12 protein-coding genes are annotated in these 12,461 nt (G+C 61.3%); 7 read left to right on the top strand and 5 right to left on the bottom strand.

Annotated features, from left to right (window positions below; genetic code table 11):
- Nucleotides 1-47: 47 nt before the first annotated feature.
- Complete coding sequence (locus PSH94_RS00405) at nucleotides 48-659, bottom strand: cytochrome c (RefSeq protein ID WP_181077399.1); 612 nt, start codon at nucleotides 657-659, stop codon at nucleotides 48-50.
- Between the two features lie 34 nt (nucleotides 660-693).
- Nucleotides 694-996 (bottom strand): cytochrome c5 family protein, encoded by a 303-nt coding sequence (locus PSH94_RS00400; protein ID WP_181077401.1) that lies wholly within the window; start codon nucleotides 994-996, stop codon nucleotides 694-696.
- A 192-nt stretch (nucleotides 997-1,188) separates the two neighbouring features.
- On the opposite strand from PSH94_RS00400, the gene yihA reads away from it, so the two are divergent.
- Nucleotides 1,189-1,830 (top strand): ribosome biogenesis GTP-binding protein YihA/YsxC, encoded by a 642-nt coding sequence (yihA, locus tag PSH94_RS00395; RefSeq protein ID WP_078046252.1) that lies wholly within the window; start codon nucleotides 1,189-1,191, stop codon nucleotides 1,828-1,830.
- 269 nt (nucleotides 1,831-2,099) lie between these two features.
- Here the strand turns inward: yihA and polA are convergent, their stop codons facing one another.
- The gene (polA, locus tag PSH94_RS00390) at nucleotides 2,100-4,895 is read right to left on the bottom strand and encodes a DNA polymerase I (protein WP_305436054.1); all 2,796 of its coding nucleotides are present in this window, start codon (nucleotides 4,893-4,895) and stop codon (nucleotides 2,100-2,102) included.
- Nucleotides 4,896-4,969: 74 nt separating this feature from the next.
- On the opposite strand from polA, the gene PSH94_RS00385 reads away from it, so the two are divergent.
- Both PSH94_RS00385 and PSH94_RS00380 read left to right on the top strand, forming a co-directional pair.
- On the top strand, nucleotides 4,970-5,260 hold the full coding sequence (locus tag PSH94_RS00385) for a DUF2782 domain-containing protein (protein WP_017528747.1): 291 nt from the start codon (nucleotides 4,970-4,972) through the stop codon (nucleotides 5,258-5,260).
- A 56-nt stretch (nucleotides 5,261-5,316) separates the two neighbouring features.
- Entirely contained in the window at nucleotides 5,317-6,270 is a 954-nt protein-coding gene (locus PSH94_RS00380) for a homoserine kinase (protein ID WP_305436052.1), read from the top strand.
- 64 nt (nucleotides 6,271-6,334) lie between these two features.
- Here PSH94_RS00380 and PSH94_RS00375 read toward each other — a convergent pair whose 3' ends face one another.
- On the bottom strand, nucleotides 6,335-7,264 hold the full coding sequence (locus tag PSH94_RS00375; RefSeq protein ID WP_285428412.1) for a zinc ABC transporter substrate-binding protein: 930 nt from the start codon (nucleotides 7,262-7,264) through the stop codon (nucleotides 6,335-6,337).
- Between the two features lie 58 nt (nucleotides 7,265-7,322).
- Between PSH94_RS00375 and zur the strand changes: the two genes are divergently transcribed.
- The 4 genes from zur to PSH94_RS00355 are packed head-to-tail and all read left to right on the top strand — an operon-like array spanning nucleotide 7,323 to nucleotide 10,128.
- Nucleotides 7,323-7,805 carry a zinc uptake transcriptional repressor Zur gene (zur, locus tag PSH94_RS00370; RefSeq protein WP_181077409.1) on the top strand — a complete coding sequence of 161 codons (483 nt, stop codon included), beginning with the start codon at nucleotides 7,323-7,325 and terminating at the stop codon, nucleotides 7,803-7,805.
- Nucleotides 7,805-8,590 carry a zinc ABC transporter ATP-binding protein ZnuC gene (gene znuC, locus PSH94_RS00365; RefSeq protein ID WP_181077411.1) on the top strand — a complete coding sequence of 262 codons (786 nt, stop codon included), beginning with the start codon at nucleotides 7,805-7,807 and terminating at the stop codon, nucleotides 8,588-8,590. Before zur ends, znuC begins: the two co-directional genes overlap by 1 nt.
- Nucleotides 8,583-9,371 carry a zinc ABC transporter permease subunit ZnuB gene (gene znuB, locus PSH94_RS00360; RefSeq protein WP_181077413.1) on the top strand — a complete coding sequence of 263 codons (789 nt, stop codon included), beginning with the start codon at nucleotides 8,583-8,585 and terminating at the stop codon, nucleotides 9,369-9,371. Before znuC ends, znuB begins: the two co-directional genes overlap by 8 nt.
- Nucleotides 9,372-9,408: 37 nt before the next feature.
- Nucleotides 9,409-10,128, top strand: a complete 720-nt coding sequence (locus tag PSH94_RS00355) for a PA5502 family lipoprotein (RefSeq protein WP_253509879.1) — start codon at nucleotides 9,409-9,411, stop codon at nucleotides 10,126-10,128.
- A gap of 106 nt (nucleotides 10,129-10,234) precedes the next feature.
- On the opposite strand, the gene katE is transcribed toward PSH94_RS00355, so the two are convergent.
- Nucleotides 10,235-12,376 (bottom strand): catalase HPII, encoded by a 2,142-nt coding sequence (gene katE, locus PSH94_RS00350; RefSeq protein ID WP_181077417.1) that lies wholly within the window; start codon nucleotides 12,374-12,376, stop codon nucleotides 10,235-10,237.
- Nucleotides 12,377-12,461: the final 85 nt, after the last annotated feature.

The raw sequence follows: 12,461 nt of genomic DNA, 5'->3' as shown, positions 1-12,461 counted from the left end.
TATGCTTGCATCGCTGTATTAATCGAGCGTTAACGTCGCCGCGTCGATCAGTGCAGGCCCTGGATGTAACTGGACACGGCCGCGATGTCCTCGTCGCTGAGCTTGCGGGCGATGGTGCGCATGGTCATCGCATCGCCATCGTTGGCACGGCCGGCTTCTTCCTTGCGGAAATCGGTCAGTTGCTTGGCGATGTACTGCGCGTGCTGGCCACCCAGATGTGGGAACCCGGCGGCGGCATTACCCGCGCCATTGGGCGAGTGGCAACCGGTACAGGCCGGCAGGCCTTTGTCCAGGTCGCCGCCACGGAACAGCTTCTCCCCGCGCGCCACCAGCTTCGGATCGGCAGCTCCCACACTGCCTTTCTGGCCGGCGAAATAGGCGGCGAGATCCGCCAGGTCCTGATCGCTGAGGTTGGTCAGCAAGCCGGTCATTTCCAGCACCGTGCGCTTGCCGCTCTTGATGTCCTGCAACTGCTTGGTCAGGTAACGTTCACCCTGGCCGGCCAGCTTGGGGAAGTTCGGCGCCGGGCTGTTGCCATCCGGCCCGTGGCAAGCACCACACACGGCGGCTTTCGCCTGGCCCGCAGCAGCGTCGCCTGCAGCATGGGCCACACCGGTGATGCCCAGGGTCAACAGCAGACTCACGATCAGTTTGTTCATCAGCTAATCCAACTACGGCTAAGGGGTTTAAGAGTTATCTACCGGGTCTACTCACCATCAACTCAATGACGGCCTGGTAATCCTCAGTACTGCAGTCCATGCACAAACCACGCGGCGGCATTGCCTTGAAACCCTGTGTCACGTGCTGCACCAGCGTGTCCATGCCTTGCGCCAGTCTTGGCGCCCAGGCTGCCGCGTCACCCCGCTTCGGGGCGCTCGGCAACTGGCCAGCATGGCAAGCCCCGCAAACTCGGTTGTACAGCGCCTCCGGATCCTGTGTAGCCTGCGCGCCATAAAGCGGTATCAGGGCTCCGAACGCGAGCAACCAGCGGGTCATACGTCGACCCATTCAGGGTTTGAGAGCGTTTTGCGTTCTAATGCGCAATAAAGGTCTATCGCTCCCGTGAACTTCATCCTTCGCTGGGACAAAGCACACACAAAATCTGCGGCATTATATACTGGCGCTACTGAAACGGAAACGACACCGCTTGCCGCACCCTTTTTCGGCACCGCCCACATCGGAAATCTCATGCAACTCAAGAATCCCATCCTCGGCCTGTGCCAACAGTCCACGTTTATGCTCAGCGCTGCCAAAGTTGACCAATGCCCCGATGACGAAGGCTTCGAAGTCGCCTTCGCCGGCCGCTCCAATGCCGGTAAATCCAGCGCCCTGAACACCCTGACTCACGCCAGCCTGGCGCGCACCTCGAAAACCCCGGGTCGCACGCAACTGCTCAATTTCTTCAAGCTAGACGATGATCGGCGTCTGGTCGACCTGCCGGGCTACGGTTACGCAAAAGTACCTATCCCGTTGAAGCTGCACTGGCAGCGTCACCTGGAGGCTTATCTGGGTGGCCGGGAGAGTTTGAAGGGCTTGATCCTGATGATGGACATACGTCATCCAATGACCGACTTCGACTTGCTGATGCTCGATTGGGCCGTTGCCAGCGGCATGCCGATGCACATTCTGTTGACCAAAGCCGACAAGCTGACCTACGGCGCCGCCAAGAACACCTTGCTCAAAGTGCAATCCGAAATCCGCAAGGGTTGGGGCGACACGATCACCATCCAATTGTTCTCCGCCCCTAAGCGCCTGGGCTTGGAAGAGGCTTACACCGTTCTCGCGGGCTGGATGGAATTGGCCGACAAGGGCGCGGAAATCGCCGAATAACTTTTCTGCAGGCAAAAAAAACCCCGGACTTCTTATGGGGAGGGGAAGTTCGGGGTTCAAGTTCCGGACCGCTAGGGCGGGGCCCAGATATCTGCCAACACTTAACACAACATAGGAGCATTGAAGGGCTTCACCACCCATTCAGTAACTCTGAGTGGCAGTTCACAGGTTAAGTTCCAGGGTGCTCGAAAACTATTGGAAATAACTGTCAGGCGTTTCCGACATAAGGCGCATCGCCACCGCGCAGGGTGGTGGCAACGCGTCGACAATCAATGTGCTTCGTCCCAGTTATCGCCCACACCTACTTCTACCAGCAACGGCACATCCAGTTGCGCCGCCGCGCTCATGTGCTCGCGGATCTTCTCGCTGACTTGCGGCACCAGATCCTCACGCACTTCCAGCACCAGTTCATCGTGCACCTGCAGGATCACCTTGGCATCCAGGCCCGAATCGGTCAGCCAGTTGTCCACCCGCACCATGGCTTTCTTGATGATGTCCGCCGCAGTGCCTTGCATCGGCGCGTTGATCGCGGTGCGTTCCGCCGCCGCGCGCTCCTGCGGTTTATTGGAGTTGATGTCAGGCAGGTATAGCCGGCGTCCGAAAAAGGTCTCGACATACCCTTGATCGGCCGCCTGGGCACGGGTGCGCTCCATGTATTCGCGCACGCCCGGGTAGCGGGCGAAGTAGACGTCGATGTAAGCCTTGGCGGTCTTGGTATCAACACCGATGTCCTTGCCCAGCTTCTGCGCACCCATGCCGTAGATCAGGCCAAAGTTGATCGCTTTGGCGCTGCGACGCTGGTCGGACGTGACCGCATCCAGCTCGACCTTGAACACTTCGGCTGCCGTGGCCGTATGCACATCCAGGTTATGGCGGAAGGCATTCATCAGCCCTTCGTCCTTGGACAAGTGCGCCATGATTCGCAGCTCGATCTGCGAATAGTCCGCCGCCAGCAGCTTGTAGCCCTTGGGCGCGACAAACGCCTGGCGGATGCGCCGCCCCTCGGCGGTACGCACGGGAATGTTCTGCAGGTTCGGGTCGCTGGAAGACAGTCGCCCGGTCGCTGCGACCGCCTGTTGATAAGACGTGTGGATGCGCCCGGTGCGCGGGTTGATCTGCTGCGGCAGGCGATCGGTGTAGGTGCTCTTGAGTTTGCTCATGCTGCGGTACTGCATCAGCACCTTGGGCAGCGGGTAATCATCTTCGGCCAGCTTCGCCAGCACTTCTTCAGCGGTGGAGGCCTGGCCTTTGCCGGTTTTCTTCAGCACCGGCAGCCCGAGTTTTTCATAGAGAATCGCCCCCAGTTGCTTGGGTGAACCGAGGTTGAACGCCTCACCGGCGATCTCGTACGCCTGGCGCTCCAGCTCCACCATCTTATTGCCCAGCTCGATACTCTGGACACCCAGCAGGTCGGCATCCACCAAGGCACCCTGGCGTTCGATGCGCGCCAACACCGGGACCAACGGCATTTCGATATCCGTCAGTACATCGGCCAGGCTCGGGATAGCGGCCAGCTGCGCGTGCAGCGCCTGGTGCAGACGCAGCGTTATATCCGCATCTTCGGCGGCATAGGGACCAGCCTGCTCAAGCGCAATCTGGTCGAACGTGAGTTGCTTGGCGCCTTTGCCGGCGATGTCCTGGAAGCTGACGGTGTCGTAGTCCAGGTATTTCTTCGCCAGGCTGTCCATATCGTGGCGAGTCGCGGTGGAGTTGAGCACATAGGATTCGAGCATGGTGTCGAACGCGATGCCGCGCACCGTGATGCCATGCGCGGGATCACCGCCGATGGCGCAGTTGGCCAGGATGTTCATGTCGAACTTGGCGTGCTGGCCGGCCTTGAGCTTGTTCGGGTCTTCCAGAAGTGGTTTGAGGGCCAGCAGCACGGTGTCACGATCCAGTTGCTGCGGCGCGCCGATGTAGGAATGAGTCAGCGGGACGTAGGCCGCTTCGTGGGGTTGCACGGCAAAGGACACACCGACCAACTGCGCTTGATGGGCGTCGACCCCGGTAGTTTCGGTGTCAAACGCAATCAACGTCGCAGCGTCGAGCTTGCGCAACCAGGCGTCGAATGTGGCCTGGTCAAGAATGGTGGTGTATACCGCCTCGACGGGGGCGATGACCACTGCGTCCGCCACCGCTGCAACGGCAGGTATGACTTCGGTCGAAGCCTTGAGCTCGACACGCTTGGCGTCGCGCTGCACTTCGTCGTACCAGCTCTTGAATTCCAGCAGGGTATACAGCTCCAGCAGCTTGTCCCGGTCCGGCTCGATCAAGTGCAGGTCGTCCAGGCCGACATCAAGGGGTACATCGATCTTGATGGTCGCCAATTGGTAGGAAAGAAACGCCATCTCCTTATGTTCTTCCAGCTTGGCCGGCAGGTTCTTGGCCCCACGGATCGGCAGCGTCGGCACCATATCCAGCTGTTCATAAAGTTCTTTGAGGCCGCCATTGACGCCCACCAGCAGGCCGGAGGCGGTTTTGGGACCGATGCCGGGAACCCCGGGGATGTTGTCGGACGAGTCCCCCATCAGTGCCAGGTAATCGATGATCTGCTCGGGAGCGACGCCAAATTTCTCCTTTACGCCCTCCACGTCCAGGGCGCTACCGGTCATGGTATTGACCAGGGTAATGTGCCCGTCGACCAACTGCGCCATGTCCTTGTCACCCGTGGAGATCACCACCGGGCGGTCAGCGGCCGCACTGCTGCGCGCCAGGGTGCCGATCACGTCGTCGGCCTCGACGCCTTCGACACACAGCAACGGGAAGCCCAGGGCGATCACGCTCTGATGCAGCGGTTCGATCTGCAGGCGCATGTCGTCGGGCATGCTGGGGCGGTTGGCCTTGTATTGGGCGTACATGTCATCGCGAAAAGTCCCGCCCTTGGCGTCGAACACCACCGCGAACGGGCTGTCCGGGTACTGTTTGCGCAGACTCTTGAGCATGTTCAACACGCCCTTGACCGCACCGGTCGGCAGGCCTTTGGAGGTGGTGAGCGGAGGCAACGCGTGGAAGGCGCGGTACAGGTAGGACGAACCGTCCACCAGGACGAGGGGGGCTTGGCTCATGTGCAGGATCAACCTTTTCGGCGGGTCAGGCGCTAGAATAGCCGGACCAATGAAAACAAAGGGACAAGGTTATCATGCGTACATTCAATCGCCTGCTGTTGACCGGCTTGATTGCACTCGCTCCGATGGCTGCCATGGCGGCGGACGATGCGCCCTCGGGCGACCCGGAAGTCACCATTCGCACGGAAGGCGACAAGACCATCCAGGAGTATCGCCAAAACGGTTTTCTGTACGCCATCAAGGTGACTCCGAAGGGAGCCCCTCCGTATTTCCTGGTGCGCGCGGACGGAACCGACGCGAACTTCATCCGCTCTGACCAGCCGGATATGCTGATCCCGTCATGGAAGATCTTCGAATGGAAATGATTTCTTAACTTCAATCGGCGCCGCCCACCGCGGCGCCCGTACTGGCAGTTTTAACCATGTCTGTGTTTACCCCCCTGGCTCGGCCCGAGCTGGAAACCTTTCTTGCCCCCTACGGGCTCGGCCGCCTGCTTGATTTCCAGGGGATTGCCGCCGGTAGCGAAAACACCAACTTCTTTATCAGCCTGGAGCAGGGCGAGTTTGTCCTGACCCTGGTCGAACGTGGCCCGGTGCAGGAGATGCCGTTCTTCATCGAGTTGCTGGACGTGCTCCACGACGCCGACCTCCCCGTTCCATACGCCCTGCGCACCGCCGACGGCGTGGCCCTGCGCGAATTGGCCGGTAAACCGGCCCTGCTGCAACCGCGTCTGGCCGGCAAGCACATCAAGGACGCCAATGCCCAGCACTGCGCCCAGGTCGGCGAACTGCTCGGCCACCTGCACTTGGCGACTCAGGGTGACAAGCTGCTGGAGCGCAAGACCGATCGCGGGCTGGACTGGATGCTCAGCGAAGGCAAGCAGCTGATTTCTCACCTCAATAACGACCAGCAGCGCCTGCTGCAGGCCGCGCTCGATGAAATCACTGCGCATAAGGCGCAGATCCTCGCCTTGCCTCGCGCTAACGTGCACGCGGACCTGTTTCGCGACAACGCGATGTTCGAAGGCACGCACCTGACCGGTCTGATCGACTTCTACAATGCCTGCTCGGGCCCGATGCTGTACGACGTGGCGATTGCCCTGAACGACTGGTGTTCGGACGCTGAGGGTGTGATCGACGCCCCCCGTGCCCGCGCACTGCTGGGTGCCTATGCGAGCCTGCGGCCCTTTACAGCCAAGGAAGCCGAACTGTGGCCAACCCTGCTGCGGGTGGCGTGTGTACGCTTTTGGCTGTCGCGCCTGATCGCGGCCGAGTCGTTTGCCGGGCAGGATGTTCTCATCCACGATCCCGCCGAGTTCGAGCATCGCCTGGCGCAGCGTCAGCAGGTCACCGTCCGCCTGCCATTCGCACTCTGAGGAGCAGCCCGGTCGAACATGCGGGAGGGCGCGAACCTTTCCCGCATATGATCGTCGCTGAGGCTTACAACGACTCCAGGCACCCCGCCAAGTCATTGCCCAGCTTTTCCAGCACCTGCTCATAACCTTGCGCAGTCGCAGGGGTGTAACCACCCAACGCGTCCAGCTCCGCCAGTTTCACCGGCAGACCTGCCACCAGGGTTTCAGCCAAACGCGGACGCAGCGGGGGCTCGCTGAACACACAGGTCTTGCCCACCTCCTGCAACCGCGTACGCATCGCTGCGACGTGCTGGGCGCCCGGCTGAACCTCGGCCGCGACGCTGAACACGCCCGCATGCTTGAGGCCGTAAGCGGCTTCGAAATAATCGAAGGCTTCGTGGAAGACGAAGTAGGGTTTGTCGCCGATCCCGGCCAGACGCGCCTTCAGGCGCGCATCCAACGTATCCAGGCGTGCGGCGAAAGCCTTGGCGTTGCTCTGATAACGCGCGGCGTTGGCAGGGTCGGCGCTGGCGAGGTCGGACGCCATACGCGCGGCAATCACGCGGGCGTTCACTGTCGATAGCCACAGGTGGGCATCCACACTGCCAGGACGATGATCGTGGTCATGCTCGTCGGCTTCGTCGGCGTGAGAATGGCTGTCTTCGGCGAAACGGCGCAATTGCATGCCCGGCAGGTCCTGCACGGCCACGGTTGTGGCTGTACGATTTTTGAGCACGCGAGGCAGGAAGGTTTCCATGTCCGGCCCGATCCAATACAGCAGATCGACCGACTGCACGCGCCGTACGTCGGATGGGCGCAAAGCAAAGTTATGCGGCGACGCACCCGGCGGCAACAGCACCTCCGGAACCGCCACGCCGTCCTGTACCGCCGCGGCGATCAGCTGCAATGGCTTGATGCTGGTAAGCACCTTGACCTCGGCCTGAGCAGCGCCGACAACGAATAAACTGGTGACAAATACGACAAAAACGGGAAAAAGTCGGGACACGATGACCACTCAATGGCGTAGGAACGGGTAACATAATAACGTCTCTATCAAATATCTGTCGCCGCTCATGCCTATAACACCGCTTGCCAGCCGTCCCCACGACCACTCTCACTGCGTGCACACCGCGCTGTCGGAGGCCGATGCGCTGTGCGCACGCCAGGGCCTGCGCCTGACCGCCCTGCGGCGGCGCGTGCTGGAACTGGTTTGGCAAAGCCACAAACCGCTGGGCGCCTACGACATTCTCGGCGTGCTCAGCGAACAGGACGGTCGCCGCGCCGCGCCGCCCACGGTGTACCGCGCACTGGATTTCCTGCTGGAAAACGGCTTGGTTCACCGCATCGCCTCCCTCAACGCGTTTGTCGGCTGCAACCACCCGGAGCATGCGCACCAAGGTCAGTTCCTGATCTGCCGGGTGTGCCACGCCGCTATCGAACTTGAACAAAAAACCATCAGCGATGCGATTATCCACAGCGCCGCCGAGGTTGGCTTTCGGGTCGAAGGGCAAACGGTCGAAGTCGTCGGCCTGTGCTCGGGCTGCCAGGGGGCTTGATGAGCAACGCGTTGATTCGCCTGGAGCAGGTCGGCGTCACGTTCGCCGGGCAAAACGTGCTGGATAACATTGCGCTGAGCGTGGAGCCGGGGCAGATCGTCACCCTGATCGGCCCCAATGGCGCCGGCAAGACCACCCTGGTGCGCGCCGTGCTCGGCCTGCTCAAACCCGACAGAGGCAGTGTGTGGCGCAAGCCCAGACTGCGCGTGGGCTATATGCCACAGAAACTGCATGTGGACCCGACCCTGCCATTGTCCGTGTTGCGCTTCCTGCGCCTGGTGCCGGGTGTGGACCGTGCCCGCGCCCAAGCCGCACTCAAGGAAGTCGGTGCCGAACAGGTGATCGACAGCCCGGTGCAGAGCATCTCCGGTGGCGAAATGCAACGCGTGCTACTGGCCCGCGCCCTGCTGCGCGAGCCGGAACTGTTAGTGCTCGACGAACCTGTGCAAGGCGTCGATGTCGCCGGCCAGGCGGAGCTCTACAGCCTGATCACTCGCCTGCGCGACCGCCATGGCTGCGGCGTGCTGATGGTGTCCCACGATCTGCATCTGGTCATGAGCACCACCGACCAAGTGGTATGCCTCAACCGCCATGTGTGCTGCTCCGGCCACCCGGAACAGGTCAGCGGCGACCCGGCATTTGTCGAGCTGTTCGGCAAAAACGCGCAGAGCCTGGCGATTTACCACCACCATCACGACCATGCGCATGACCTGCATGGCGCGGTGGTCGATGACCCGAGCACGTCTCATACCCACGTTCATGGAGATAGCTGCAAGCATGGCTGATTTTCTGCTCTACGCCCTGCTGGCAGGCTTGGCTCTGGCACTGGTCGCGGGCCCTTTGGGCTCGTTCGTGGTCTGGCGGCGCATGGCCTATTTTGGCGACACCTTGTCACACGCCGCGCTGCTGGGCGTGGCGATGGGCTTTCTGTTGGATGTGAGCCCGACCATCGCCGTGACCGCAGGCTGCCTGCTGCTCGCGGTGCTGTTGGTGACGCTGCAACAACGCCAGCCGCTGGCTTCAGACACCCTGCTGGGGATTCTGGCACCGAGCACCTTATCCCTGGGTCTGGTGGTACTGAGCTTCATGCACGAAGTGCGCATCGACCTGATGGCTTACCTGTTCGGCGATCTGCTGGCGATCAGCCCCACCGACCTGGCCTGGATCCTCGGCGGCAGTGCGATGGTGCTGGTGTTGCTGGTGACGCTGTGGCGCCCGTTGCTGGCGGTCACCGTGCATGAAGAACTGGCCAGGGTCGAAGGCCTGCCGGTGCCCGCGCTGCGCATGGCTCTGATGTTGCTGATCGCGGTGGTGATTGCTGTCGCGATGAAGATTGTCGGCGTATTGTTGATCACATCGCTGCTGATCATTCCCGCCGCCGCCGCCCAGCGTCACGCCCGCTCACCGGAGCAGATGGCGATCGGCGCCAGCCTGCTGGGGATGCTTGCAGTGTGTGGGGGCCTGGCGTTGTCGTGGTTCAAGGACACTCCGGCCGGACCGTCGATCGTGGTCACCGCCGCCGCCCTGTTTCTGCTGAGTTTTGTCCTGCCCCGTCGAGGGGTGTAGACTTGCTCGCTTTTTGCGCAAATAGAGAGTCGCAGGAATGAAGCCGTTCACCGCACGTTATCTGCTCCTTGCCGCATTTTCCCTGCTGCTGGGTGCCTGTCAAAGCACACCGCCCGCGCCCCCCGAGGCAACGGACCCGCGCGCCGCCGCCATCGCGCAGCTGGAGCAAAACCTGGCCAGCAGTGAGCTGGCCACCGCCGAAGATCAGCTCGCCACGCTGCAGGCCCAGACGCCTGACGATCCGGCGCTGGAAACCTATCAGCGCCAGCTGGCCGAAGCCTATCTGCAGCGCAGCCAGATCGTGCTGCAAAAAGGCGACGTCAACGCAGCCGCCACCGCCCTGAGCCGCGCCCGGGCTCTGATGCCTAAGGCACCGGCGCTGACCGGCGGCGTCAACAGCGCAATCACCCATGCCCGCAAAGTCGAGCTGGATAAAGCCGAGGAGGCCCTCAAAGCCGCTGAAGCCAAGCCTGCCGCCAAGGTCATCGACCCGGCAGCGCCGAGCACCACAGTGGCGCTGGACCTCACCCACATTCAAGACATGCGCCATCAGCTCGACGCCATTGCCACCGACGTGGTGAATTACCAGTGCGACGTGAGCATCCAGGTGCCACGCACGGAAGATTACCCGTGGCTGGCCAGCCTGCTGACCAAACGGGTAAAGCGCATCGATTCGGGGTATGACCTGAAGATCCACCGGCAGATTCTGAAGAATATCCCGGCGCAGATCGTGTTGATTCCGCGCAAGGCGCAGTGAAGTAAAAGCATCGGGGGCAAGCCCCCTCCCACACATTGAACTGTGAATACATTCAAATGTGGGAGGGTGCTTGCCCCCGATAGCTATCTAACTAACAACTCCTGCCTTAAGCCGGAATCGCCTTGGCCTTCGGCTCACGCTCCCACACTCGGTGCTGCGCAATCGCGGCGAAAAACGCCTTGAACGCCTTGGCATCCGAGCCGACGATCAGTCCCGCATCCGCTTCAAGCTTCAGCTGATCCAGCAGCGGTTTCACGTCCGCACCCACGGCAATCGCCTTCAAGTGCTTGTAGGCTTCCAGCACGTAATGCAACGCCACACCGTCACCGCTCAAGGCGTTCACCGAGTCTTTGCCGCCTGGGATAAACACCGCATCGAACGCAATGGATGGCATACCTTCCATCGACGCATCCACCGCCAGGGTTTTGCCATCGGCCGTCTTCACCGGCGCCGAGGTCGGCCCCAGCAGTTTGGCGTGAGCACCTTCGGCCTCCAGAGCCTTTTTCAACGCATCAATCGCGGCGCCATCCACACCGTTGGCCGCCAGGATCGCGACTTTGCGTGTTTTGATATCCCCCGACAGCAGGTTCACCTGGCTCAACGCCGGCGATGTTTTCACCGAGGTCTCGCGTGGCGGCACGGTGCCCTTGGTCGGCGCCGGCAGGCCCAGGTTCTGCGCCACGCGCTTGGCCAGTTCCAGATCGATGTTGGCGAGGATCTCGTTCACCTGGCGCGCACGAATATGCTCGCGCTCGACCTTGCCCAGCTCAAAGCTGTAGGCGGCGATGATGTGCTCTTTCTCGTGGTGGCTCATGCTGTTGAAAAACAGCGTGGCCTGGGAGAAGTGATCGCCGAACGATTCACTGCGCTCACGCACCTTATTGGCATCGACGCGCTCGTAATAGGTTTCGAAACCGCCATCGGTCGGGCCTGGCGGGGTCTCTTTCGGCCAGCCGCCATCAATCGAATTCGGTTCGTACGCCGCACGGCCCTTGTCGATCACACTGCGGTGCTGCGCGTCGCGCTGGCCATTATGGAACGGCGCCACGGGTCGGTTGATCGGGATTTCATGGAAGTTCGGGCCACCCAGGCGGCTGATCTGCGTGTCCGTGTAGGAAAACAGACGGCCTTGCAGCAGCGGGTCGTTGGTAAAATCGATACCCGGCACGATATGCCCAGGGCAGAACGCCACCTGCTCGACTTCGGCAAAGAAGTTGTCCGGGTTGCGGTTAAGCACCATCTTGCCCAGCGGCGTAATCGGCACCAGCTCTTCGGGGATGATCTTGGTCGGGTCGAGCAGGTCGAAGTCAAACTTATGCTCGTCCTCTTCGGCGACGATCTGTACGCCCAATTCCCATTCGGGGTAGTCACCGCTCTCGATGGACTCCCACAGGTCGCGGCGATGGTAGTCGGTATCTTTACCGGCAAGCTTCTGCGCTTCGTCCCACACCAGGGAGCAGGTGCCCACCTTCGGACGCCAGTGGAATTTGACGAAGCTGGACTTGCCCTCGGTGTTGATCAGGCGAAAGGTGTGCACGCCAAAGCCCTGCATGGCGCGCAGGCTTTTAGGAATCGCACGGTCGGACATTGCCCACACCACCATGTGCGCCGACTCCGGCACTAGGGAGACGAAGTCCCAGAAAGTGTCGTGCGCCGAGCCGCCGGTAGGAATTTCGTTATGGGGCTCGGGTTTTACCGCATGCACGAAGTCAGGAAACTTGATCGCATCCTGAATGAAAAACACCGGCATGTTATTGCCCACCAGGTCGAAGTTGCCTTCTTCGGTGAAAAACTTCACGGCAAAGCCGCGCACGTCGCGCACCGTGTCACCCGAACCACGCGGGCCCTGCACGGTGGAGAATCGCGCAAATACCGGGGTTTTATGCTCGGGGGTGCGCAGGAACCCGGCCTTGGTCAGTGCCGAGTGGTCTTCGTAAGTCTGGAAATAGCCATGGGCACCGGTACCGCGAGCATGCACGATGCGCTCCGGGATACGTTCATGGTCAAAATGCGTGATTTTTTCCCGCATGATGAAATCTTCGAGCAGCGAGGGGCCCCGGGAGCCAACTTTCAAGCTGTTCTGGTTGTCGGAAATCTTCACGCCCTGGTTGGTGCGCAAAGCCTGGCCGGTGGCGTCGGAGCGGAAAGCTTCCAAGGCCTGCAGCTTGGCATTGGTATTGCCGCGGTCCAGGGTATCGGTCCCCGCGAGTTCGCTCTTGGGCGGGGTAGCTGGCTTGTTGTCGCTCATCAGTCAAAACTCCTTATTCAAAGTGGCCAGAGCGTTCCCCCGGCTCGTTTGAGCAAAACCCCAGGCACGGCACCTGAGAAATCGA

Origin of the sequence: Pseudomonas sp. FP2254 (assembly GCF_030687695.1) — a bacterium.
GTDB lineage: Bacteria > Pseudomonadota > Gammaproteobacteria > Pseudomonadales > Pseudomonadaceae > Aquipseudomonas > Aquipseudomonas quebecensis.
This window is presented reverse-complemented; position numbering and strand designations above follow the sequence as displayed.